Genomic DNA, 24,194 nt, shown 5'->3' with positions numbered 1-24,194 from the left:
AAATCTTGCAAAAAGCCACAGATATACGTCATTGTATATCTGTGGCTTCATTATGAAATTTTTAAGCTTCTTCGACCTTAACTGCAACCGGCTTCCCAGAAAGTTCAACACTGATTGACAGTTTACCGCCAAGTCCTGTTTTCATCTTTCCTTCACTGGAGCCATCTATGAGTACGTTATACTCAGTATTGTCCTCCATACCTAAAGTAATCTGTGCGTCTGCGTTACCTTCAACCATGAATGTCACACCTTTTTCGGTCTCTTTGAAGTGAGTCACTGCCGTTCCGGGAACAGATTCAAATACAAACATATCGTTTGCCTCGAGTCTTGTTATGTCCTTAAACGTCTTGACTTTGAGCAGATCTCCATCATGCTTGAAATCTTCAAGCTTAGACTTTGAATCAAGCTCGTAGTTACCAAAGCTGATTGTACCGTCAGCTTCTGCCCGCAGCAACTGTTCTACTACAGCCATATGGAACCTCCTATTGGTACGATAAAAAAGTTTTCAAAGTACATTATCCCTTTTGGGTAATAACCATTATATCACACAAAATTTTAAAATATGTTACGAAAGCGCCACTTTTTTAGGTCTGCCTGCCTTCTTTTTGGGTTTTGAAGACGCATTCTTTTTGGTAGCTGCCTTTTTGGTTGTAGCCTTAGTCTTCTTGGATGCTGCAGCCTTGGTCTTTCCTTCAGCCTTTTCTGCCTTGGTACTAAATGTAACCTTATCATCCTTAAAGCCAACTACAACTTCGCTGTCACGCTTTATATTGCCCTTAAGAAGCTCTTCTGCCATTGAATCCTCAACAACAGTCTGAATAGCACGCTTCAAAGGTCTTGCACCCATCTTTTCTTCTGAATATTTATCAACAAGATGCTTCTTAACAGCCGGTGATATTGTAAGCTTAATATTAAGCTGTTCTTTGCATCTCTTTGAAAGAGAGCTTGAAAGAAGAGTTACAATCTGCATCATCTCGTCACTTGAGAGCTGATGGAATACCATGATCTCATCAATTCTGTTGATGAATTCAGGTTTGAAGAGACGCTTAACCTCTTCCATAACTCCGCTCTTCATTGTCTCATAGTCTTTCTTGGCATCAACCTTGGTATCAAAGCCAAGTCTCTTAGGAGATACTATCTTCTGTGCTCCCACATTGGAAGTCATGATAATGATAGTATTCTTGAAACTTACCTTACGTCCCTTGGCATCTGTAATATGACCATCATCAAGTACCTGAAGAAGGATATTGAACACATCAGGATGTGCTTTTTCTATCTCATCAAAAAGTATAACTGAATATGGATTTCTTCTTACTTTCTCAGAAAGCTGTCCGCCATCATCATATCCAACATATCCTGGAGGTGATCCGATCATCTTGGATACACTATGCGGTTCCATATATTCAGACATATCAACTCTTATAAGAGCACTCTCAGATCCAAACATAGCTTCAGCAAGCGCCTTGGAAAGTTCAGTCTTACCTACACCTGTAGGTCCAAGGAAGAGGAATGACCCAATCGGTCTGTTAGGATCCTGAAGACCAACACGGCCTCTTCTTATAGCCTTTGAAACAGCAACTACTGCTTCTGACTGGCCTATAACTCTCTTATGAAGTGTATCTTCAAGTTTTAAGAGTCTTTCTGATTCCTTCTCTGCAATCTTCTTAACAGGAATCTTGGTCCAAAGAGCAACTACTTCTGCAACATCATTAGCACTTACAGTTACAGAGCCTGTCTGTTCCTTACGCTCATTAGCCGCCTTCATTCTGTTATATTTCTTGATAAGAAGAGCCTGCTGTCTGTTGAGTTCACCTGCCTGTCTGTAGTCTTCGCTCTTCAGAGCTTCTTCAACCTGGTCATCAAGATCTTTAATTTGACTATCCAGGTCACGCATCTTGGATGTGTCACCCATTGAGTGAAGTCTCACTGCTGATGCGGCTTCATCAATAAGATCGATAGCTTTATCAGGAAGATTTCTATCATTGATATATCTGTTTGATAATTCAACCGCTGCTTTTACAGCTTCTGGAAGTATGCTTACATGATGATGCTCTTCATACTTGTAAAGTATTCCGTTAAGGATATTGAGAGTCTCTTCTGTAGTAGGTTCTTCTACTGTAACAGGCTGGAAACGACGCTCTAAAGCTGCATCCTTCTCTACATACTTACGATACTCAGATATAGTTGTAGCACCAATTATCTGAATCTCTCCTCTTGCAAGAGATGGTTTTAAGATATTAGAAGCATCTATAGCACCTTCAGCACCGCCTGCTCCAATAAGTGTATGCATCTCATCTACAAAGAGAATGATATTACCATCTTCAGCAACTTCATGAATTACCTTTTTAATACGTTCCTCAAATTCACCTCTGTACTTTGATCCTGCGATCATACCTGAAAGATCAAGTGTCAGAAGTCTCTTATTCTGAACTGTAAAAGGAACATCTCCTGAAACTATACTCTGAGCAAGTCCTTCGACTACTGCAGTCTTACCAACACCGGGTTCACCGATAAGGCAAGGATTATTCTTGGTTCTTCTTGAAAGAATCTGAATTACGCGTTTAATCTCAGACTCACGTCCGATAACAGGATCAAGCTTTCCTGCAGCTGCAAGCGCTGTAAGATCACGGCTGTACTGTGCAAGAGCACTACCCTTCTTACGTCCGGACTGGCGCTTACCAAGATCCTCTTTAACAAGATTAGGGTCTTCACCCATAGCTGCAAGAGTCTCTGCATAAAGCTTCTGAACCGGAACATTTAAGGTACTTATAAGTCTTACTGCAACATTCTCGCCGTCCTTAATAAGAGCAAGAAGTATATGCTCTGTTCCAGTCTTTGATGCACGGAATCTGTCTGCCTGACGGTGTGCTTCATTAAGAACCTGCTGAGCTCTTGGTGAAAAGCCATCACGGTCCATTGTTGCAACACTTCCGTCCTGCACAATAAGATCTTTAACAAGATCCATAAGACGTTTTTCATCTATTCCATTATCGATCAGGATTCTGGATGCTACGCTTCCTTCTTCTCTGATAAGACCAAGCAGAATATGCTCTGTTCCTACATAGTTCAGTTTCAGACTTTTTGAAGCCTTACGAGCTGTTTTGAGCGCGTTTTCGGCTTTATCTGTAAACTGTGAATTCATATATTTGTATTCCTCCTGCTGTTTATTTTTGAAACCAAAAGATCATCAGATTCCGCTATATTCGTCGTATATCTGATCTATAAGATTGTGAATCTCATTCCTTGAAATATTTTTGCAAAGAGCTCTGGCCAGAACGACCTCAAGCCCCTGCCTTGCTTCGTCAAGTGCTTGCAGCTTGTCTATGTCCACTGCAATAACAGCACCTTTCCTTCGGTCAATCTTTACAAAACCTTCCTGTTGCAAAATCGAATAAGCTTTATTGACCGTGTGCATATTGATACCGATTGTCTCTGCAAGAGTTCTGACACTTGGTAGCTGTTCGCCTTCATGGAACTGCGAAGTAGCTATTCCAAGTATGATCTGATTGCACAGCTGCACATAAATGGCATCATCACTGTTAAAATCAATTTCTATCATCATTTCTAATATAACCTCATGTCTTAACCAAAAGGAGATACTACTACACGCAATCGGGCATAAGTAAAGACTAATGGTTCTATATTGCTGGTTTCTGTTATATAAATGGTATAACAGTGATGATATACATGTCAATAAATATAAGTGGAAGTTTTATAAACCTTTTATTAAGTATCGGTTTATAAAGAACATATAACAAGTATTTTTATAAAGCTTTTTTATAAAAAAACCGGATTGAAAAACATTATTCCAATCCGGCTTATATGATCTAATTATCGTCTCTTTCCATCGTTGTCGTTATCAAGATCAAGGAACTCAAACTCGAAATCATCGTCATCAGCAAAGTTTCTTGATTTGCGAGGTGTAGGTCTAGAGTTTCTATCAGGTCTTACAGTTGAACTGTTCTCTACAGGTGGCATCTCTTCCTCAGGAAGTGGCTCTTCATCCGGGTATTCTTCCGGATATCCATCATCTGGATAGCCTTCATCATATCCTTCGTCATAACCATCATCATATCCATCATTTTTCTTGGATCTAAGCTTATCAAATATGCTTGCTTTACGAGGCTTCGGCTCGTCGTCATACTGCATATTATCATCCTCATAGTTACCACCTTCATCATCATAATAAAGGAGATTTCTGAGTCTGATAAAGAGGAATATAACTGCTCCCGCAAGTACTACAACAAGGATGATAAGGATTATATCAAGAACTGTAATAGCCTTCTGTGTACCATGTGCCTGAATATAATCATTAGCTGCAAGGATTCCTTCAACGCTATACTTAACAGCATTTCCATCTGTATTCTTAACAAGCTGATATGTTCCGTCTGTATCTATGAAAACATAATATGAATCATTGGATGTTGTTGCAACTATTGTATTACCGGTATTAGTTGTTGTATCAGTTGTTTCTGTAGTAGCTTCTTCAGTTGTCCCAGTTTCTTCTGTATTCTCAGTTCCCTCAGTATTTTCACCTGTTTCTTCAGTAGTAGTTTCTGTTTCAGTGATAACTTCTCCAAGCTCTACAAGATCTGCACGAATGAATCCCTGTACTCCGCTTGAAAGAGTAATATAATACCACTGCTTACCTGAAGAATCAGTAGCTGAACCTGTTACAGTAACTACATCACCGCTTGCAACACTTCCTGCTACAGAATAAGCTGTACCTGCACCGGAACGTACATTAGCTTTACTTGTAGTAACTGTAGCTGAAGTAGAATCCATTGCTGTAACCTGAGTATCAGGAAGATCCTCAGCTGTCTGGGTATTATCAGCTGTTGTTGTCTCTGTAGTAGTTGTTTCAGTTGTTGTTGTAGTTTCGGTAGTTGTTGAAGTTGTATCAACTTCCTGAGGCTCTCCCTTGGTTACAAGGTCTCCTCTTATATAACCTGTTCCGCCTACTACATTGACCTGATACCAAACCTGTCCATTTGCATCTGTAACTTCAGATAAGATCTGAACCTGGTCTCCGCTTTTAAGGCTTCCTACTACTTCGCTTGATGTATCAGAGCTTGAACGAACTTTTGCAGATGAAGCTGTAACAGTTGCATATGTTACTGTTTCAGCACTTGCAATAAATGTACTTCCAATTACCAATGTCATGACAGTTGCAAAGGCAGCTATCAATGCCATTATTCTCCCACGTTTCTTCTCCATAGTTTACCTCTTTCTTTCTGCCAGATTCATAAAGCACACGAATTATCAGATTTCATCAAGTGCCTTACCGATGTCATGACGCATATACTTACCATCAAAGCTTACAAGCTCTGTCAGTTTATATGCATTCTCTCTGGCTTCTTTAAGTGTATTACCCTTAGCTGTAATGCCAAGCACTCTGCCCCCGTTTGTAATAACATTTCCATGCTCATCAAATTTTGTCCCAGCATGGAAACAGTACCCGTCTTTTAATCCATTAAATGCTTCAAGGCCTGAAATAACCTTACCCTTTTCATATTTCACAGGGTATCCCTCAGATGCAAGAACCACGCAGACAGCGGCCTTATCTTCAAACTCAAGGTCAATCTTATCAAGAGTACCATCAATTACTGCATTCATGACATCTATTATATCAGTTTTCATACGAGGAAGTACAACCTGAGTTTCAGGATCGCCAAATCTGGTGTTGTATTCTACAACCTTAGGACCCTGTGATGTCATCATAAGTCCGAAATAGAGAACACCCTTGAATTCTCTTCCTTCAGCTGCCATTGCATCAACAGTCTTCTGATAGATTGTCTCACAAGCTACCTTATTGATCTCTTCAGTATAGAAAGGACTTGGAGAAAATGTTCCCATACCTCCAGTATTAAGACCTGTATCTCCGTCTCCTGCTCTCTTATGATCCTGAGATGAACTCATGAGCTTATAATGCTTTCCATCAACAAAAGCAAGAACAGATACTTCTCTTCCTGTCATGAATTCTTCGATTACCATCTCATTACCGGCACTTCCAAACTTCTTATCAAGCATGATCTCATCAACGCCTGCAAGTGCCTCTTCAAGATCCTTACAGATAAGAACTCCTTTTCCAAGTGCAAGACCATCAGCCTTAAGTACTATTGGGAAGTTAACTTCAGTCTTAAGATATTCCTTAGCTTTATCAGCATCTGTAAAGATTTCATAAGAAGCTGTAGGAATATTGTACTTCTTCATAAGATCCTTGGAGAATGCCTTACTGCCTTCAATTATAGCCGCATTTTTTCTGGTACCGAAAACTCTGAGTCCCTTTTCTTCAAGGGCATCTACGATACCTGCACATAACGGATCATCCTGACTGCATACAACAAGATCAACTCCGTTCTCTTTAGCAAAATCGCCAATCTTATCAAATTCCATTACACCAAAAGGTACGCACTCTGCAAGATTAGCAATACCCGCATTACCTGGTGCACAATAAATCTTATCAACATGTTTGCTTCTGGAAATTGCTTCGACCATCGCATGTTCGCGACCGCCCCCACCGACTACCAGGACTTTCATTAAATTCTCCTCCGATTACTCAACTCAATTATATCTGTGATTTGGGCATAATACAATGCCCATTACTTGCTACTATAGATTATCAGATGCTTTGAGGATCATATCCATCTATTATAACTTTATGATCTTCAACCCTGACTTTGCCATGAGCTATAAGGTCTATAGCCTTGGGCATTATCTTCCATTCAGCCTGTTCCATTACACGTTTTTGAAGGATCTCAGGTGTATCATCCTGTTCTACCATTACAGCTTTTTGAAGGATGATAGGACCTGTATCAGTTCCTTCATCAACAAAATGAACTGTAGCACCTGTAACTCTTGCACCTCTTTCAAGGACTTTTTCATGAACATGAAGGCCATAATAGCCCTGACCACAGAAAGAAGGAATAAGAGCAGGATGAATATTTATAATACGATTCGGGAATGCTCTTACTATCTCTTTAGGTATAACAACCATGCAACCTGCAAGTACTACAAGATCAGGCTCAGCGCTCTTCAAAGTTTCAAGGAAGTCCTTGTTAAAATCATCCCTTGCAGGATAATTCTTTGGAGACTTGCATACTGCCGGTATTCCAGCCTTCTTGGCTCTCTCAAGTGCATATGCATTAGGATTATTAGAAAAAACAAGTACGATCCTTGTGTCACTTATCTTGCCTGATTCTATGCCATCAATGATCGCCTGAAGATTTGTTCCTCCTCCGGATACACAAACAGCAATTTTTAGCATAATGTAACACCCTTTTCGCCTTCTTCTATCTTACCTACAACATAAGGTGTCTCACCTGATGCCTTTACAGCTTCCATTGTCTTATCAACATCAGCAGGATCTACACACAGAACCATACCAAGACCCATGTTGTATGTGTTATACATCATCTGATCATCAATCTGACCCTTCTTCTGCATAAGCTTAAAGATAGCTGGAACTTCATAGCTGTTTTTCTCAATAACAGCTCTCTTTCCTTCAGGAAGCATACGCGGAACATTTTCATAGAATCCGCCGCCTGTAATATGGCTGCAGCCTTTAACCTTTACGCCTGCATTCTTTACAGACTTCATCATGTGTACATAGATACGTGTTGGCTCTATAAGAGCTTCGCCAAGTGTCTTTCCAAGTTCATCATAATATGTATCGAGGCTTTCTTTGGTCATTTCAAAAACCTTACGAACAAGTGAGAATCCATTAGAATGAACTCCACTTGATGCAACTCCAATAAGGACATCACCTGCTTTAATTGTACTTCCGTCAATAAGATCCTTCTTCTCACATACTCCTACAGAGAAGCCTGCAAGATCATACTCATCCTCAGGCATAAGACCTGGATGCTCTGCAGTCTCACCACCAACAAGTGCACAATCAGCCATCTTACAGCCTTCTGCAACACCTTTAACTATAGTAGCGATCTTTTCAGGATAATTCTTACCGCAAGCAATATAATCAAGGAAAAAGAGTGGCTCGCCGCCTGCACAGGCAACGTCGTTAACGCACATGGCAACGCAATCGATACCAACAGTATCATGCTTATCCATAAGGAATGCCAGTTTAATCTTGGTACCAACACCATCTGTACCTGACAGAAGAACCGGATCCTCCATGTTCTTAATTGCTGCCATATCAAAAGCTCCGGAAAATCCTCCGATGCCTCCCATTACTTCAGGGCGTGTTGTTGCCTTTACGTACTTTTTCATCAATTCTACAGATTCATATCCAGCCTCAATATCAACGCCCGCATTCTTGTAATTCAGTGCCACTTCTTGTTCCTCCTAAAATATACCCTTTAAAAAATTTAATTGTTACTTATCATTTTGAATAGTTCTTGTATCCAACCTGTGAAAGCTTCTCATCTTTAGCTACAACACTTTCTTTAAGAGAAGCTGAATAATCCTTTAATCTCTTAAGGAGCTCAGGATCACTTGTTGCAAGGATCTTAGCTGCAAGGATTCCGGCATTAGCGCCTCCGTTAATTGCAACAGTAGCTACAGGAATGCCTGTAGGCATCTGTACGATAGAATAAAGAGAATCACGTCCGCCAAGAGATGTTGTGTGCATAGGAATACCTATTACAGGAAGCGGGAAAATTGCTGCGCACATTCCCGGAAGATGTGCTGCCATACCGGCTCCGGCTATGATAACCTTATATCCCTTCTCCTCAGCGCTGTTTGCATAATCAAAAAATTCCTGAGGCTCTCTGTGTGCAGATATGATATGCATCTCGTAACTAATTCCAAGCTGTTCGAGAATATCTGCAGCCTTGGCCATGACCGGCATATCAGAATCCGATCCCATTACAATTCCTACCTGTGCCATTTGCATTGCTCCTTTAAATATATAAATTATCCTTTTACTAAAAATGCGATCCTAAAATACTAAATAATTATTTCAGATGAACCATTCAGGTTCACATCGACCCCATTATTGTCAGCAGGACTACTGTCAGTATATTAAGAGTGTTGATTATAATTCCCGATAAAGGAAATATTTTAAATATCTTTTTTTGCTTCATAGCAATAATACCAAGTACAAGACCTGCAATACTGTACCCAAAAGCAAGGAATACGGCAACGCCATACTTGATATCCGCCTGTCCGCCGGCATCAAAAGCCGCCTTCACGCATGTAAAAAGCGCGACGGCAGCAATAACGCTCAATATAAAAGACAGGATACCCTTCCTCGGATGCACATTATCTGTAAAAATATATCTTCTCTTAAAGATAAGTGTTCTTAAACGGAAGTGTTTTTTCTTTTTCTTTTTGTGTTTATGTGCGTGGTAAGTCTCAGCAGTATCCTTCTCCCAGGGATTCTTGTCCCATGGTCTTTGACTCCACGGTTCTATTCTGCTACTCAAAATAAAATCTTCTTACGTCCACTAAGGAGTTTTGCTCCGCTTACTATAAGGAGAACTCCAGCTGTAACGCCTGCAATTATTGAAACTATACCAAATGTAATATTAATCGCTCCAGTATTACCCATAAGTTTATATGTCTTTTCTTCCATATACAAAGCCTCCTATTCTTAACTATACAGGTTCCAAAAGTACCTTTTGACTCCTGATCATAACCGGACTATTCCGTTCATTAAAATCTCACGCAATCATCAAGCAATTGCATATCAGGCATTTACAGCACCATATTCTTTATAGTACTCATCAATCTTTTTCTTTATATCTTTGGTAAGTATCACTTCACCATCAACCGGTCTGTTGTACAGATACTCAACAACATCAGACATTGTTACGATTGCATGTGTACCAAAACCATACTTTTCATGAATTTCGTCAAGTGCTGACATCTCTGTCTCAAGACCCTTCTCCTGACGATTCAAGGATACCATAAGTCCTACTACATCAACATCATCAGCCTGAGCCTGAATTATAGGATATGTCTCTTCTATTGACTTACCTGATGTTGTAACATCCTCAATGATAAGTACACGGTCACCGTTCTTGATCTTGCTGCCAAGAAGGATTCCTTTATCACCGTGGTCTTTGATCTCCTTACGATTAGAACAATACTTTATATCTCTGCCGTAGAGCTGGCTAATAGCAGCACAGGTTGATACAGCAAGCGGAATGCCCTTATAAGCAGGTCCAAATAAAATGTCAAATTCAAGGCCAAAAGTTTCATGAATAGCTCTTGCGTAGAATTCACCAAGCTTTCTGAGCTGAGTTCCTGTAACATATGCTCCTGCATTCATGAAGAACGGAGACTTTCTTCCACTTTTAAGTGTAAAATCTCCAAATTTCAGGACATTACTGTCCACCATGAAATCAATAAACTCTTCCTTGTACTTTTCCATGTAATTTATCCTCTGTATTATTTATTATTCCGCAAGTTGCGGTTGTTAACATAACTTGTAAGCCATAAGCATGAAATCAAAATGCCGCAGTATTATTTAACCGCAGAGTTGATATCCTCTTTCATATCAAACACAGCCTGCCTTGCAGCTTCTCCGACATTGTCTGAGAATTTGCTGTATTTATCGTTCTGCCATGCAGCAATGATTCCTCTTGAAGAATTAACAATAGCTCCAAGACCATCTTTATTGAAGAATCCCTTAAGGTCGCTTCCTTTGCCGCCCTGAGCTCCGTATCCAGGAACAAGGATAAATGCGTGTGGCATAATGCTGCGAAGCTTTGCACCCATTTCCGGATAAGTAGCACCAACTACTGCACCAACATTGGAATAATCACCTTCCATAGAGCTCTGGCCCCATTCTTCAACCTTTGCACCAACATGCTCATATAAAGGCTTGCCGTCTATTAATCTATCCTGGAATTCGCCACTTGATGGATTAGATGTCTTGACAAGGACAAAGATTCCCTTGTCTTCAGAATTACATACATCTATAAATGGCTTAACACCGTCACTTCCCAGATAAGGATTGACAGTTGCGAAATCTTCATTGAAACCTGAAAATCTTTCTGAATCAATTGTAACAGAACCTAAATGACCGATAGCATAAGATTCTGAAGTAGAACCGATATCACCTCTTTTGATATCACCAATTACTATGAGACCCTTTTCATGGCAATAATCAACCGTTTTCTTAAAAGAAATAAGGCCCTCTATACCAAACTGCTCATACATGGCAATCTGAGGCTTAACAGCCGGCACAACATCATAAATAGTGTCAATTATTTCTTTGTTGAACTGCCAAAGTGCATCAGCTGCACCCAAAGGCGTCTTACCAAGTTCTTTGAATGATTTATCTTTGATACGATCCGGAATCATTGAAAGTTTCGGATCCAGTCCCACCACTATAGGGGCATCAGTCTTTTGAATAGCTGATATCAGCTTCTGAATCATGAATACGTCCTCTTTTTCTCATTATTAAACAAGGTACATGACCTTAAACAGTTTATATAATATCATAGAATTTCTAAATGTCACACTATTTGTTTGCAAAACAAAAATATTTTTTGACTTACATAAAAAAACTGTATTGTCTTTTAAGAAAACAACACAGTTTCAAATACTATTTAGAGAGATCAGCATCTCGGCTGCTTCTACTATTCCTGTTCCGGAATCCATAGAACATTTCTGAAGATAATGATGAGCCTCTGGTTCTGTCATATGATGTCTTTCCATAAGCAGCTCTTTAGCCTTTTTAATGGTCTCTTTCTCTTTATCGCTACGCTCCTTTTTGACAGTGTCCCTTGACTTTCTTCTCTTTCTGCTGACACCTTCCAGCATCATATTAAGGGTCGACACAAGAACATCAGTCTGCAAAGGAGTCTGAAGTGATATTACATTATCCGGAAGTTCTATGGACTCAAGTTTAGAAGGAGAGGCTATAAGAAGCATCTGAAAATAGGACGGCAGATCAGCAGCAAGTTCCTCGCATATCATGTCACCTAGTCTGTAACCGCAGACTATGACGCCGTTACCAAGGTCTTCCATCGCTGTAAGAGCCTGGGCTCCTGAGTTGCAGACTGCTGCAACATTAAAGCCTCTCCTCATCAATATATTTTTGAAATTTTTAGAATCAGTATCTTTTGCAAATGCAACAATTACGTTAGCCATATATCAGTATTTCCCAAGATATTCGTTCATTTCCCACTGAGTTACACAGCTTCTGAACCTCTTCCACTCATCTTCCTTGGCTTCAAGGAATTTAACGCATACATCCTGTCCAAGTACTTTTTTAACAAGATCATCACTTTGAAAAGCATCAATAGCCTGGCCAAGAGTCTGCGGAAGAGTCTTAAACTGATCTTTGGCTTCTGTTCCATCAGCCTGCTGCATTGAAAGCTGCTTAGGCGGAAGCATATCATTTTCAATACCATCAATACCTGCTGCTATGCAAAGAGCAAGTGCAAGATATGGATTACATGTTGAGTCAGGATTTCTTAATTCAATCTGAGTCTTATTGCCTCTCTTATAAGGAATACGGATAAGAGAAGTACGATTAGCACTGGATGCAGTCCATGTCATATTAACAGGAGCATCATATCCCGGTACAAGGCGCTTGTAAGAATTAATAAGAGGATTGGTTACAAGGCTGATTCCTTCCATATGATTAAGAAGTCCGGCAATAAATGAGTAAGCTTTTTTAGAAAGTCCAAGCTCATCATTACTGTCAGTGAAGATATTAAGACCATCTTTGTCAAAAGCAGAAAAGCTTATATGCATTCCGGATCCGTTAACACCTTCAAGGGGCTTTGGCATGAATGTCGCATAATAGCCATGCTTTTTGGCGATAGTCTTAACTGCCATTTTGAAAGTCTGGATCATATCTGCGATACGTCCTGCCTCATCACTTTCAAAATCAATTTCATGCTGAGCAGGAGCTATTTCATGGTGAGATGAAAGAATGTTGAAATTCATATCTTCAAGATTAAGAATAATATCACGTCTTACGTTCTCTCCCATATCTGCAGGTGCTACATCAAAATAGCCTGCTGTCTCCTTGGTAGTAGGAACAGGGTTTCCTGAATCATCGCAACCAAAAAGGAAGAATTCAATTTCAGGATTTACTTTAAAAGTGATGCCCATGTCTTCTGCTTTTTTAAGAACTTTCCTGAGTATATTACGGGGATCTCCCTCAAAAGGCTTTCTGTCAAGCGTATATACATCACAGAACATTCTTGCAACCTTGCCAGACTGAGGTCTCCATGGATATATTTCAAACGAATCAAGATCCGGATATAGATACATCTCGCTTTCATTCTTGCGCACGAACCCCTCTACTGCGGACCCGTCAAATGTAAGTTCTCTGTCAAGTGCAACCTCAAGCTGAGAAGGAGTTATAGCAATATTTTTGGGGTTACCAAATATATCACAGAACTGAAGCCTGATAAAAGCCACATCCTCGTCTTCTACAATACGAAAAATATCTTCTCTGGTGTACTTAGTCATTTCTATTATCCTTTCTGACCGTTTAAAATAATATATTTGCAAAATAAAAAAGGCAGGGGTGCTCGAATCAATATCGGCGCCCTTGCCTTTATATTATGATACTATACCTATTAACTGCAATAATTTCAAGTACGATTTTGGAAAAATATTATTCGCCCTCGTAAGGAACTACGGATCCCTGATACTCTTCTTCGATCCAAGCCTTAACTTCATCAGACTTAAGGACTTCAACAAGAGCTACAATTCCGGGATCAGACTCTTTACCTTCCTTAAAGCTTCAACGGTATTATCCTTGGTCTTAAATATCTTGCTGACATTTGATACCTTAATTAAAGGTTCTGACATAACTCATTCCATCCCTATATTTATTTTCAAGAGATAAAATAAGCTTATATCTCCTGAATTATTTCACTGCAAAAAGAGGTGTAGACAGATATCTGTCACCTGAATCAGGAAGAAGTACTACTATATTCTTGCCTTTAGCTTCAGGTCTTAAAGCAACCTGCTCTGCTGCCCACAAAGCCGCTCCTGAAGAAATACCTACCATAATACCTTCAGACTTTGCAAATAATCTGCCCTTTTCAAATGCGCTTTCATTAGGAACTCTGATTATTTCATCATATACCTTGGTATTAAGAACTGAAGGAACAAAACCTGCTCCAATACCCTGGATCTTATGTGGTCCTGGCTTATCTCCTGAAAGAACTGCAGAAGTATCAGGCTCTACAGCAATAATCTTGATATCAGGATTCTTACTCTTTAAGAATTCACCAACACCTGTAAGTGTTCCGCCTGTACCAACACCAGCTACAAAATAATCTACCTGTCCATCTGTATCTTCCCATATCTCAGGTCCTGTTGTGCTTCTGTGAGCAGATGCATTAGCAGGATTATCAAACTGTGCAAGGATAATAGAATTTGGAATCTCTTTGTGCAGTTCCTCAGCCTTGGCAATTGCTCCCTTCATACCCTGAACGCCGTCAGTAAGTACGAGCTCTGCGCCATATGCCTGAAGAATTGTGCGTCTTTCAACGCTCATTGTATCAGGAAGAGTAAGAATAGCCTTATATCCCCTTGCTGCTGCTACAGATGCAATACCTATACCGGTATTACCTGAAGTTGGTTCAATGATCGTTGCTCCCGGTTTAATCTTTCCACTTTTTTCAGCATCTTCTATCATAGCATATGCAACTCGATCTTTCACACTTCCTGCAGGATTAAGATACTCAAGTTTAGCGATGATCTTGGCATCCTTAACATTCTCTACGTTCTGAAAGTTCACAAGTTCAAGAAGTGGTGTGTGTCCGATAAGTTCTGTTGCTGATTTTTTAATGTTAGCCATAATTTTTCTCCCTTCAATCCTTTAAATTATCATCATTTTTATTTTCATACTATTCACACTGTTTCAGTAGGATTATGAAATGATAATACTCTCCTGCCACCTCCATGTCAATACTATTTTTTTATTTTGAAAAAATATTTTAAACAGGCTCACAGCGTGCATTTGAGCCTTCATCATAAACATTTAAAAAAGTCAAGCCTTAACCTATTTTTTCTGTATGATATACTACTTGCAGGGAAATTTTTTATATTCAAACGAGGAGCTTTTAAAGGGTTATTGGGATATGAAAAAGAATGCAGAGGGAACTGTAACCAAGTTTATTAATTATTCAGACAGATCAGGCAATCACAGCCTTCCTGTCAGCGTAATACGATCAAAAAGAAAGACCGGCTTTGTAATAGTCAATGCCGATGGTAGTGCAGAGCTACGAATCCCACTTCGTACAAGCGATTCAGCAGTTAATGATATGCTAAAGGGCCGTGCACAGTGGATCGTCGACAAGCACAACGAGATGATAATCAAAGAGAACGCTCTAAAAAGCAGCATGCCTGAACTTACTGAAGCCGAGCGCACTCTGTTAGAGAAGAGATACAAAAAGGCCGCTTCAGATTTCTTTCCGCTTCGTGTTCAGCACTTCGAGAAGATAATGGGTGTTCACCACAAGAAGATTGTAATTAGAGATCAGAAGACCAGATGGGGATCCTGCTCCACGAGCGGAACCTTATCCTTCAACTGGAGACTTATAATGGCTCCACCTGAAGTCCTTGATTATGTTGTGGTTCATGAACTTGCACACTTTACTCACATGGATCATTCCAAGGCCTTTTGGGCAACAGTTGAAAGTGTAATGCCTGACTATGACCGCCATCGTAAGTGGCTCAATGAGCACGGTCAGGAACTCAGAATCTGACTTATATAATAATTTAAGCCCTGCAAAAGTGATATGTACGTTCTTATTTCTACACACCACTTTTGCAGGGCTTTTTATTATCTAAAAAGCTATTTAAAATTTAATTCCAAACACGGCTCTTTGTAAAAACTCGGCTACAGGGCCAATATAACTATCCCTGTCCACAAGCTTACTATATACTAATCTTTCTTCATTAAATGAAGGATCATATTTCTTCATAGCATTTGCAAGTTCATCTCTTATAGTCTTACTGTTAAAAAGGTCTCCGCCAAGGATAATAGTTTCAGGAGCAGCTAATGCACATGAGCTTACAAGAGCCTGAGCAAAAAGTGAAATTGCCTCTTTAAGTTCCTTTTTCTGACTTTCACCGGCACTATTAAAAGCTTCTGCAAACTTAGTAGTCTCAAATGGAATGATACTATTTAGCTTCTTATAAGAAGCTCTGGTCTCAAGACATCCTCTCTTACCGCAGCAGCAAAGCTCTCCATTTGGATCTACGATCATATGCCCTATCTCTGCAGTCTTACGTTCTCTGTTGCCATAGATATTACCATCTATAACTATTGCTCCTCCGATATCCTGGCCCCATTTGATAACAAGAAGATCATCTTTGTATCTTCCCTCTCCAAACAAAAGTTCTGCTCTTGCAAAGGCATTTACATCATTTTGTATGATAACAGGAATTCCAAGTTCTCTGGACAATATAGTACGTACTTCTACACTGGTATCCCATATGCCATAGGCCTTTACGGATACACCATTTTCTATATCCACTATTCCTGGAATTCCGATACTTGCACCTTTGATCTTACTACTTATAACATCATCGACGCCATCCGAAATTCTGTGGCAGGCTTCAGCAAGCACTTTCAAAAACGCCTCCGGATCTGCATCCTTATTGGTTGGTATTCTTTCTGTTGCAGCAACCTTACCGCCTATATTTACAATGGAAATTATAGTCTCAAATCGTTCTATATTAATTGAATACAGATATATATTTTCATTATTCATTGAAAGAAGGACTTTCCTTCTTCCGGCACCCTTCTGTCTTCCAGTCGTACCTACTTCTATTAATATTCCGCTTTTTATAAGTTCATTGATTATCTGTGTTACTGCAGCTGGTGTAAGACCACAATCAGCAGCTATATCAACCCTTGATGCTGTTTCGTGTTCACAGATGTACTTAACGATCATAGCTCTGTTATAAGCTTTGACCTGTTCCATATTTATACCTGACTGATGCATGGCTACCCCCTAAGTAATACTAAATCTTTATTCATTAGTATTAACAGTTTCTGGTTTATTACTTTAATATCTCATATTTATCATAATATAATATTTATAGTATCTATTCAAACACCTAATACATAAATGATAGCACATAAAATAAATATATACTTTTAATTAATTACATGTATCTTTTGGTATATTTTCCGATTAACAGAGTTCATACACCATCAGCTATAAATACTCAAAGTTCTTCTACATAGCTTATATATTCATTATCTCTAAGGCTGTCTATGAATGTAGGTCTGTCTTTGATATTACTAACACCAACTCTTGCTATGGCAACAGGGCCCTGTCCTTTGATGTCGCTCTTGTTAACATTAAGCTCATAAATGCTTATCTCTTTTTTATGCATATCATCAATAAACATTCTTATACTTTTAGTATTCTCGAATTCTATATACAGTTCAAAGTCTTTGGCGTACATATGAATCCTGTTATCTACAATATTCAAAAACTTTAGTGTGAAAATAATGAATAAAAGAGCAATAGTCGCGCCTTCTATAAAGCCAATTCCTGCTGCAAGACCTACGCAGGCACATACCCAAAGTCCGGCCGCTGTTGTAAGACCTCTTACCTGATTCTTACCAGTTATTAGGATAGTACCTACGCCAAGGAATCCTACTCCGCTTATAACCTGAGCTCCAAGCCTGTTTATATCTCCAGGTGTCCCGGCAAAATAAATACTTACATACTGGCTTGTAGTACTGACCATACATGCACCAAGGCATACAAGAACATGTGTCTTGATGCCTGCTGCCCTGTTCTTCATCTCTCTATCGATACCTACAACTATACCTACTATAGTTGCAAATACAAATCTGATAATTATTCCAAGGATAGTAAATTCATGAACAAGATCCAACATCTGAGAAATATAAGACATATAACCACCCCATATATATTTTTATTAAATAAAATAATGTTGGGGTATTAAATATCATCCCCCAACATCATAGTATCACATATTGAAACCAAAACCCATCTTTATATACTTCTTATCAGGTCACCACCAAAGCACGTCCTTATCAGGTTCTTCCATTTCAAGCCATCCGTCGTGGACAAGCTCTATAAAAGCTTCTGCAAGCTCAGGATTGAACTGAACACCTTCACCTTTTCTTATCTCTTCAAGGCAGTCTTCAAGCTTCATACTCTTACGATAAGGCCTTGTCGAATACATTGCATCAAAGGCATCTGCGACTGATATTATCTGTGCTATCTTAGGTATTTCATCACCCTTAAGCCCTTCCGGATAACCTGTTCCATCATATTTTTCATGATGATAGCCTGCTCCAAGTGATATCTCAGGAAGAGAATCTATCTCCTGCAGGATCTCCTTACCAAGGGCAGCATGCTCCTTGACAATAGAATATTCATCATCATCAAGCCCTTTTGGTTTATTAAGGATCTTATTAGGAACAGCAATCTTACCTATATCATGAAGAAGAGCAACATTATAAACCCTCTGAGCCATAGCTTCAGTATAACCGATCTTTCTTGCAAGCTTTCTGGAATAATCCGCTACCCTGAAGGAATGTCCGCTTGTATATTCATCCTTCTTATCTATCATCTTGGCAAAAGCCATGATCATCTGATTGAATATCTTCTGAATGGAATAGCGCTGCCTTTTTTCCTCTTCTATCTTCTGCTGTGACTGCATACCTAATATGAAGAGTATTACAATAAAGGCAATTATCACGAAGGATATACATATTTCTGCATTGTCTTTTAGAAAATCCTTAACAGAATATGAAAAAAGTTCATCAGTATAATGGGATGCCGTATAAAGCACATAATCCTCATCCAGAATACTAAGTCCTCTGTTAATGATCTTCAAAAGGCCTTTATTACCTATCTCTATACCAAAGCATATATCTTCCATGCCACTAAGCTGCATTGCAGAAAGTCCATGGTACTTACTGTTTCTTAGTATGTTATAGGCTCTAAGTCCGTTCAGAACTGTACCATCAACTTCATCTTTTTGAACAGCTTCAATACATTCATCTGAAGAGTCATAAAATACAAGCTCGGCATCAGGAAATTCTGTCATAGTATAGTAGTACTGAAGCCCGCAGTTCTTGTTAACTGCCAAAGTCTTAACCAGACTACTATCATATGTTCCTTTATATACAAGCTCATTATTGGTAGTTACCAAAGGACTTGACTGATAGATACCATTTTGTTCAGAATAGAACAGGCTTCCCTCTACCGGGAATGCCAGGTCTATGACCTTGTCATTCATGGCATCAAGCATATCATCATAAGATTTAAAGCCCTGATATGTTATGCTGACCCCGGATATATTAAGTTCATCAATTATCTTAGGTATTATATCCTTAACAATACCGGTAACATTACCCGAAGCATCAGTATCACAAAACGGAAGAAAATCTTCCAGATATCCTACTTTCAAAGTATCATTACCTGTAAGCCAGTCCTTTTCGGTATAAGAAAAAGCAAGACTTGAAACACTGCCTGAATAATACCTGTTCCTTAGCTGACTAAGATAATTGGGTTCTTCTATAGAAAGCATTGTCTGAGCCTTATTAAGTTCAAACAAAAGATCAGCTCTCTTACTATTAACGCATAAATAATAATCTGTAGTTCCAAAGGTGCACAGTACCTCAGAAGCTTTTCTGCTATATGCTCCGCTTCCCTCTACTGCTGCAATATCAAGTTCTCCACTATCATAATCTTCAAAAAGAGAAGTATAGTCATCATATATTTCAATTTGAGCACTAACACCGCGATTACTCAGGTATTCATTAAGTACATTTACAATTACGCTGTTAAGTATACCTATTTTCTTACCTGCAAAAGAAGCTGGATCTGAAGTTATGTTCGTATCGTAGTCATGTTTTATAAGATTATAAACTTCGCTTCCCATCGCATCATCAGGATAGGCTATGATACCTATTCTGTCGTCGCTTTTGGCTATACCGGCAAGAAGATCTATCTTGCCATCTACAAGCTGGGTATAAAGCTCGCTGAATGTACCATATACATACTCATATTCCCATCCTGTATATTCAGACAGCTTGCGGTAATATTCATATGCATAGCCTGACTTAACAGCACCTTCACTGGCGCCTTCCTGAAATATCTCATTCTCATAATAGCCAACACGTACAGTCTTCTTATCATCTGCAAATGACTCGATACTATGATATGAAAATATACTCACAAAAAAGATTATGAAGATAAACAGATAAATTTTTTGAACTCTCTGTGACATTTGCGATACTACTCACTACTCTCTAATATTCTTAAGCATCTCCACCGTTTCAATGTCATCTCTTGTAAGCCTTATATTGGAGATATACTCTGCGCCATTTGGATCTGTAACTTTGATTTCTATTATTGTGCCTTCTCTTATAGCACCATTTGAGACATTTCCAAGAAATGCCTGAAACTTAGGATGCTGCTCTCTGAATATGCTGAGCCTTTGCATCATTTTCATCATAATTGCCGGATTCATTGCCATTTTCTCAAAACTCCTCGTTGTAATTAAGTTAAACTCGCAAACGCTATGCTTTTTGCTCGTTATAAAATTGAATTTCTTCTCGTATACTATAATATATTTCTCTTTATTTGTGTCACTGTTTATCAGATTTGGTCATCAATATTTTCAAGATGTTCTCCAAAACGCTCCATATCTCTGATAAACTGATCTTTGGCATCTTCAACAGTATCTTCATAGCCGGTAAGCGCCGCAAAAGGCGAAAACTGAGCAGCCCGCTTCATCTTATCCATTGCCGGATGTTTTAAAGAAACAGGACGTTTTTCATTTATAATATCGGCATATTTTCTGATAGTCTCTCTTTCTGCCGGGGTATAATCCTTGTCCATATCAGTTTTCCTTCACAAATAGGGCACGTAAACTTATGCCAAAACATTTTTATAAAACATCTGTAAAAACAGTCTCTTACAACTATTCCATGTAAAGGCTCATGCCTTATGGCCGCCAATCTGAGAGTTTCTTGCTACAGTCTGTGCCCCCTCTTCAAGGTTCATACCTTTAAGAATGGCATTTTTACCATACTTTTTCTTGATCGCAAGAACAGCTTCCTGAGCACGCCTTTCCCTATCGCGGTCCTTCTTCTCTTTAGCCCTCTCCTCTTCCAAAGCCTTATAGTCTGTAAAAAGAGAAAGCTGTTCATATGAAGACTCTTCTAAAAGCTCTTTTTCATCCTTAAGATGATTGGCCGTAACATTGATCCTCCTTACAAGAAGATCCCTGTTTACTATCCTGTCATAAAGATCCATAACCTTGTCCATGATCTTACTTGTTGATGAAGTAAATCCGGAAAGATTGACACTTCCATGTGCATGTTCAGGAACCATCCTGCCAAGATAATCCATAACTACAGGCCCTTTGTACTTCTTGCGAATTTCAGGATCTGTGAGATTACTTATGTCATAGCCTATGGTAAGAACTATCTGGTCTGTTACAAGTTTTTTGTCCACAAGATCAAGTACCAGAAGATCTGTCATCTCCCTTACTATGAGCTTACCTCCTGCAAAATCATAAGGGCAGTGAAGAACCTGACCTGATGAAACAGAGTTATTCTCAGGCTTATATGCCTTGATTTCTTCTATGGTTGCAGGTTCAATGCCAAAAGCATGGTCTATCAAAAGCTCTGCACTAATTCCAAAAAGCTTATATAAAAGATCTTCATCTCTAAGTGCACATCTTGCCACATCTCCCATAGTGTACATTCCATGGGCTTCAAGTTTTCTGGTATAGCCCCTTCCGATGCGCCAGAAATCCGTCAGTGGTCTGTGATTCCAAAGCTTGTATCTGTAGCTTTCTTCGTCAAGCTCAGCAATCCTTACACCGTCCTTGTCAGCAGGGATATGCTTGGCAACTATGTCCATAGCCACTTTACAAAGGTACATGTTAGTACCTATTCCTGCAGTAGCTGTAATCCCCGTCTCTCCAAGAACATCTCTTATCATTGTCATGGCAAGTTCGTGAGCTGTCATCTTATAGGTATGAAGATATCCCGTTACGTCCATAAACACTTCATCTATTGAATAAACATGAATATCTTCAGGCGCTATATATTTTAGATATATACTGTATATCCTGGCACTATAGTCCATATACAGCTGCATCCTGGGAGTTGCTATTATATATTCAATTGTCTCTCCTGTAGACCTTTTAACCTCTTTTACCTTCTGCTCCACCTCGAAAAGGCGGGCGCGTCCCGGAATGCCATACGCCTTTAAAGCAGGTGATACTGCAAGACATATAGTCTTACTGGTTCTTGATGCATCAGCTACAACAAGCTTTGCCGTAAGAGGATTAAGTCCTCTTTCCTGGCACTCGACTGAAGCATAAAAAGATTTAAGGTCTATCGCAATATAAGTTCTCCCCATGCAATAATCGCCTCATCATATACTCACAAGAATTCCTATCAGAAAAAATGCTTTATATCATTTTTCATAATTATCGAGAAAGCTATGCTTTATGCCATCTGGAGTCTTATAGCCCATAACGGCATTAATATGAACATTCTCAACACTCTTAAAAATATTACTTTCTATATAAGGGCTCTTTGTTCTAAGCTCTTTGATAAGTCCCTTGATCTCGCCACGCTTTGATCCCTGCTCTGTTCCTCCGCAGCTGGCACAGCTTTCCGTAAGTCTGCAGGCACACTGTATAAAATGAAGATCATTATAATCTCGCCACTTGATGATATCCTCTTCTCTTATAAGATAAAGAGGTCTTATAAGCTCCATGCCTTCAAAGTTGGTTGAATGAAGTTTAGGCATCATAGTCTGGATCTGTCCCGAATAGAGCATTCCCATAAGGATTGTCTCTATAACATCATCATAGTGATGGCCAAGAGCTATCTTGTTACAGCCAAGCTCTTTGGCTCTTTGATAAAGAGCTCCTCTTCTCATACGTGCACAAAGATAGCAGGGGCTTCCTGCCTTTTTAATATCATCTCCTGCAACAATATTGTAAATTTCAGAGCGAAATACAGTTATAGGAACCTGCATAAGCTTTGCGTTGTTAAGGATCGTCTGATAATTTATATCATTGTATCCAGGATTCATAACTAGATATACAACTTCAAAATTCTGCTTGCCGTGTCTGTGAAGCTCTTGAAAGAGCTTGGCCATAAGCATAGAATCTTTTCCCCCTGAGATACATACGGCAATCTTATCTCCATCCTGTATCATATCGTAGATATTGATAGCCTTGGTGAACTGACTCCAGATATCTTTTCTGAACTTCTTGATAATACTATGCTCTATATCCTTGCAGCGCTTATCTGATGCCTCGCCGTCTCTCATGAACATTTCAAGCTTTATGCGAAGCCAGGAATAATAACCGCCCTCAACACTGTATATCTCATATCCTTCTTCAGAAAGGATGTCTGCTATATCTTCGGAATTTCGTCCTGAATAGCACAAAAGATATATAGGCTTATCCTTTGGGAGCTCATTCTTGTGATCCATAAAATCTTCCCAAAATATATTGATCGCATCAGGATAAGTTTCCTTATCATAATCATCCTTACTACGAACATCTATAACCAGTTTATTCCTGGTATCCAGAAGCATCTCTTCAATTGTAATATTACTACTCATAAAAAAAACTGAAAACCTTTCATGGCAAACGTTGCTACAATACAACTATTAACTCATTATCGTATATATAGAACAGCATATCGCTTATACATACAAACTTTACTATTATATCAGCATTTTCCCGATAGGTCACGAATAACTTCTCCGGCAATTATAAGTCCTGCAACAGAGGGCACAAAAGCAGTTGATCCAGGAGTTGTTCTTCTTCTGCCTTTACCTTCTATTCCGGAACTTATAGGTTCTTCTTTGGAATAGACAACTTTTAACTTTTTGATACCTCTTTTTTTGAGTTCTCTTCGCATAACTCTTGCAAGAGGATCAACTGATGTCTTATATATATCTGCAACTTCAAAGGCACTTGGATCAAGCTTATTGCCGGCTCCCATGGAACTTATTATGGGAGTTTTTGCCATATCGCACTCTTCTATAAGTCCTATCTTACCTGTTACAGTATCTATGGCATCTACTACATAATCATAGGCCTTAAAGTCAAACTTCTCACCTGTAATAGGCTTGTCAGTATCTGGCATATTCTTATCTTCGGACATATTCTCTTTATCAGCTTCCTGCTGCATAGATCTTGCCTGCGGCGGCAGATAGAAAGTCTTATGTACATGCACTTTGCAAAGAGGATTGATATCATGAATCCTCTCT

At 39.2% G+C, this 24,194-nt stretch carries 24 protein-coding genes; 1 reads left to right on the top strand and 23 read right to left on the bottom strand.

Translation table 11 applies throughout. The features are described 5' to 3' along the window. Positions 1-61: 61 nt before the first annotated feature. The 15 genes from K6G87_RS09140 to cysK all read right to left on the bottom strand — a co-directional run bounded on the left by K6G87_RS09140 (position 62) and on the right by cysK (position 14,740). Positions 62-472, bottom strand: coding sequence for an endosialidase (locus K6G87_RS09140; protein WP_296836169.1), 411 nt, complete (start codon positions 470-472; stop codon positions 62-64). Between the two features lie 93 nt (positions 473-565). Continuing rightward, positions 566-3,142 carry an ATP-dependent Clp protease ATP-binding subunit gene (locus tag K6G87_RS09135; protein WP_296836166.1) on the bottom strand — a complete coding sequence of 859 codons (2,577 nt, stop codon included), beginning with the start codon at positions 3,140-3,142 and terminating at the stop codon, positions 566-568. Positions 3,143-3,187: 45 nt separating this feature from the next. After that, on the bottom strand, positions 3,188-3,562 hold the full coding sequence (locus tag K6G87_RS09130; RefSeq protein WP_296836163.1) for a GntR family transcriptional regulator: 375 nt from the start codon (positions 3,560-3,562) through the stop codon (positions 3,188-3,190). Positions 3,563-3,831: 269 nt separating this feature from the next. Beyond that, positions 3,832-5,217, bottom strand: coding sequence for an SH3 domain-containing protein (locus tag K6G87_RS09125; protein ID WP_296836161.1), 1,386 nt, complete (start codon positions 5,215-5,217; stop codon positions 3,832-3,834). A gap of 45 nt (positions 5,218-5,262) precedes the next feature. Continuing rightward, positions 5,263-6,540, bottom strand: a complete 1,278-nt coding sequence (purD, locus tag K6G87_RS09120) for a phosphoribosylamine--glycine ligase (protein WP_296836158.1) — start codon at positions 6,538-6,540, stop codon at positions 5,263-5,265. An 82-nt stretch (positions 6,541-6,622) separates the two neighbouring features. Continuing rightward, positions 6,623-7,267 (bottom strand): phosphoribosylglycinamide formyltransferase, encoded by a 645-nt coding sequence (gene purN, locus K6G87_RS09115; RefSeq protein WP_296836155.1) that lies wholly within the window; start codon positions 7,265-7,267, stop codon positions 6,623-6,625. Further along, positions 7,261-8,286, bottom strand: a complete 1,026-nt coding sequence (gene purM / locus K6G87_RS09110) for a phosphoribosylformylglycinamidine cyclo-ligase (protein WP_296836200.1) — start codon at positions 8,284-8,286, stop codon at positions 7,261-7,263. The genes purN and purM overlap by 7 nt, the downstream gene beginning before the upstream one ends. A gap of 55 nt (positions 8,287-8,341) precedes the next feature. Further along, a complete protein-coding gene (gene purE, locus K6G87_RS09105; RefSeq protein ID WP_296836151.1) occupies positions 8,342-8,848 on the bottom strand; it encodes a 5-(carboxyamino)imidazole ribonucleotide mutase in 507 nt (168 codons plus the stop codon). 91 nt (positions 8,849-8,939) lie between these two features. Then, entirely contained in the window at positions 8,940-9,386 is a 447-nt protein-coding gene (locus K6G87_RS09100; protein WP_296836148.1) for a DUF6142 family protein, read from the bottom strand. Further along, positions 9,383-9,535 (bottom strand): hypothetical protein, encoded by a 153-nt coding sequence (locus K6G87_RS09095; RefSeq protein ID WP_296836145.1) that lies wholly within the window; start codon positions 9,533-9,535, stop codon positions 9,383-9,385. The genes K6G87_RS09100 and K6G87_RS09095 overlap by 4 nt, the downstream gene beginning before the upstream one ends. A gap of 114 nt (positions 9,536-9,649) precedes the next feature. Continuing rightward, positions 9,650-10,336 (bottom strand): orotate phosphoribosyltransferase, encoded by a 687-nt coding sequence (gene pyrE, locus K6G87_RS09090; RefSeq protein WP_296836142.1) that lies wholly within the window; start codon positions 10,334-10,336, stop codon positions 9,650-9,652. Between the two features lie 92 nt (positions 10,337-10,428). Next, a complete protein-coding gene (gene pyrF, locus K6G87_RS09085) occupies positions 10,429-11,346 on the bottom strand; it encodes an orotidine-5'-phosphate decarboxylase (protein ID WP_296836139.1) in 918 nt (305 codons plus the stop codon). Positions 11,347-11,508: 162 nt separating this feature from the next. Further along, entirely contained in the window at positions 11,509-12,063 is a 555-nt protein-coding gene (locus K6G87_RS09080) for an ANTAR domain-containing response regulator (RefSeq protein WP_296836136.1), read from the bottom strand. Positions 12,064-12,066: 3 nt separating this feature from the next. Beyond that, the gene (glnA, locus tag K6G87_RS09075) at positions 12,067-13,398 is read right to left on the bottom strand and encodes a type I glutamate--ammonia ligase (protein WP_296836133.1); all 1,332 of its coding nucleotides are present in this window, start codon (positions 13,396-13,398) and stop codon (positions 12,067-12,069) included. 403 nt (positions 13,399-13,801) lie between these two features. Continuing rightward, positions 13,802-14,740 (bottom strand): cysteine synthase A, encoded by a 939-nt coding sequence (gene cysK / locus K6G87_RS09065; protein WP_296836130.1) that lies wholly within the window; start codon positions 14,738-14,740, stop codon positions 13,802-13,804. Between the two features lie 283 nt (positions 14,741-15,023). On the opposite strand from cysK, the gene K6G87_RS09060 reads away from it, so the two are divergent. Continuing rightward, on the top strand, positions 15,024-15,650 hold the full coding sequence (locus K6G87_RS09060) for a M48 family metallopeptidase (RefSeq protein WP_296836127.1): 627 nt from the start codon (positions 15,024-15,026) through the stop codon (positions 15,648-15,650). A 93-nt stretch (positions 15,651-15,743) separates the two neighbouring features. Here K6G87_RS09060 and K6G87_RS09055 read toward each other — a convergent pair whose 3' ends face one another. The 8 genes from K6G87_RS09055 to K6G87_RS09020 form a co-directional block, all read right to left on the bottom strand. Further along, positions 15,744-16,895 carry an ROK family transcriptional regulator gene (locus tag K6G87_RS09055; protein WP_296836125.1) on the bottom strand — a complete coding sequence of 384 codons (1,152 nt, stop codon included), beginning with the start codon at positions 16,893-16,895 and terminating at the stop codon, positions 15,744-15,746. Between the two features lie 226 nt (positions 16,896-17,121). Continuing rightward, positions 17,122-17,823 (bottom strand): MgtC/SapB family protein, encoded by a 702-nt coding sequence (locus K6G87_RS09050; protein ID WP_296836122.1) that lies wholly within the window; start codon positions 17,821-17,823, stop codon positions 17,122-17,124. 120 nt (positions 17,824-17,943) lie between these two features. Further along, a complete protein-coding gene (locus K6G87_RS09045) occupies positions 17,944-20,172 on the bottom strand; it encodes an HD domain-containing phosphohydrolase (protein ID WP_296836120.1) in 2,229 nt (742 codons plus the stop codon). Positions 20,173-20,187: 15 nt separating this feature from the next. Continuing rightward, on the bottom strand, positions 20,188-20,421 hold the full coding sequence (locus K6G87_RS09040; RefSeq protein WP_296836117.1) for a hypothetical protein: 234 nt from the start codon (positions 20,419-20,421) through the stop codon (positions 20,188-20,190). Between the two features lie 122 nt (positions 20,422-20,543). Then, on the bottom strand, positions 20,544-20,786 hold the full coding sequence (locus K6G87_RS09035) for a hypothetical protein (protein ID WP_296836203.1): 243 nt from the start codon (positions 20,784-20,786) through the stop codon (positions 20,544-20,546). A 99-nt stretch (positions 20,787-20,885) separates the two neighbouring features. Next, positions 20,886-22,319, bottom strand: a complete 1,434-nt coding sequence (locus tag K6G87_RS09030; RefSeq protein WP_296836114.1) for a Y-family DNA polymerase — start codon at positions 22,317-22,319, stop codon at positions 20,886-20,888. A gap of 57 nt (positions 22,320-22,376) precedes the next feature. Continuing rightward, entirely contained in the window at positions 22,377-23,540 is a 1,164-nt protein-coding gene (locus K6G87_RS09025) for an ATP-binding protein (protein ID WP_296836111.1), read from the bottom strand. Between the two features lie 110 nt (positions 23,541-23,650). Then, on the bottom strand, positions 23,651-24,194 hold a 544-nt coding region (locus tag K6G87_RS09020), incomplete at its 5' end, for a tRNA threonylcarbamoyladenosine dehydratase (RefSeq protein ID WP_442863368.1).

It is taken from the genome of Butyrivibrio sp. (genome assembly GCF_024699075.1).
Note: the sequence above shows the minus strand (reverse complement) of the source record. Positions and strands in the feature narration are given on the sequence as shown.

What these genes read in the sequence shown, in the direction of transcription:
- K6G87_RS09030 (WP_296836114.1), bottom strand. Translation starts at nt 22,319, where the DNA reads ATGGGGAGAACTTATATTGCGATAGACCTTAAATCTTTTTATGCTTCA.
- K6G87_RS09040 (WP_296836117.1), bottom strand. Translation starts at nt 20,421, where the DNA reads ATGGCAATGAATCCGGCAATTATGATGAAAATGATGCAAAGGCTCAGC.
- K6G87_RS09080 (WP_296836136.1), bottom strand. Translation starts at nt 12,063, where the DNA reads ATGGCTAACGTAATTGTTGCATTTGCAAAAGATACTGATTCTAAAAAT.
- cysK (WP_296836130.1), bottom strand. Translation starts at nt 14,740, where the DNA reads ATGGCTAACATTAAAAAATCAGCAACAGAACTTATCGGACACACACCA.
- pyrF (WP_296836139.1), bottom strand. Translation starts at nt 11,346, where the DNA reads ATGATTCAGAAGCTGATATCAGCTATTCAAAAGACTGATGCCCCTATA.
- K6G87_RS09135 (WP_296836166.1), bottom strand. Translation starts at nt 3,142, where the DNA reads ATGAATTCACAGTTTACAGATAAAGCCGAAAACGCGCTCAAAACAGCT.
- K6G87_RS09130 (WP_296836163.1), bottom strand. Translation starts at nt 3,562, where the DNA reads ATGATGATAGAAATTGATTTTAACAGTGATGATGCCATTTATGTGCAG.
- purN (WP_296836155.1), bottom strand. Translation starts at nt 7,267, where the DNA reads ATGCTAAAAATTGCTGTTTGTGTATCCGGAGGAGGAACAAATCTTCAG.
- K6G87_RS09060 (WP_296836127.1), top strand. Translation starts at nt 15,024, where the DNA reads ATGAAAAAGAATGCAGAGGGAACTGTAACCAAGTTTATTAATTATTCA.
- K6G87_RS09055 (WP_296836125.1), bottom strand. Translation starts at nt 16,895, where the DNA reads ATGCATCAGTCAGGTATAAATATGGAACAGGTCAAAGCTTATAACAGA.
- K6G87_RS09125 (WP_296836161.1), bottom strand. Translation starts at nt 5,217, where the DNA reads ATGGAGAAGAAACGTGGGAGAATAATGGCATTGATAGCTGCCTTTGCA.
- K6G87_RS09035 (WP_296836203.1), bottom strand. Translation starts at nt 20,786, where the DNA reads ATGGACAAGGATTATACCCCGGCAGAAAGAGAGACTATCAGAAAATAT.
- K6G87_RS09050 (WP_296836122.1), bottom strand. Translation starts at nt 17,823, where the DNA reads ATGTCTTATATTTCTCAGATGTTGGATCTTGTTCATGAATTTACTATC.
- pyrE (WP_296836142.1), bottom strand. Translation starts at nt 10,336, where the DNA reads ATGGAAAAGTACAAGGAAGAGTTTATTGATTTCATGGTGGACAGTAAT.
- purD (WP_296836158.1), bottom strand. Translation starts at nt 6,540, where the DNA reads ATGAAAGTCCTGGTAGTCGGTGGGGGCGGTCGCGAACATGCGATGGTC.
- K6G87_RS09095 (WP_296836145.1), bottom strand. Translation starts at nt 9,535, where the DNA reads ATGGAAGAAAAGACATATAAACTTATGGGTAATACTGGAGCGATTAAT.
- K6G87_RS09045 (WP_296836120.1), bottom strand. Translation starts at nt 20,172, where the DNA reads ATGTCACAGAGAGTTCAAAAAATTTATCTGTTTATCTTCATAATCTTT.
- K6G87_RS09140 (WP_296836169.1), bottom strand. Translation starts at nt 472, where the DNA reads ATGGCTGTAGTAGAACAGTTGCTGCGGGCAGAAGCTGACGGTACAATC.
- K6G87_RS09025 (WP_296836111.1), bottom strand. Translation starts at nt 23,540, where the DNA reads ATGAGTAGTAATATTACAATTGAAGAGATGCTTCTGGATACCAGGAAT.
- purE (WP_296836151.1), bottom strand. Translation starts at nt 8,848, where the DNA reads ATGGCACAGGTAGGAATTGTAATGGGATCGGATTCTGATATGCCGGTC.
- glnA (WP_296836133.1), bottom strand. Translation starts at nt 13,398, where the DNA reads ATGACTAAGTACACCAGAGAAGATATTTTTCGTATTGTAGAAGACGAG.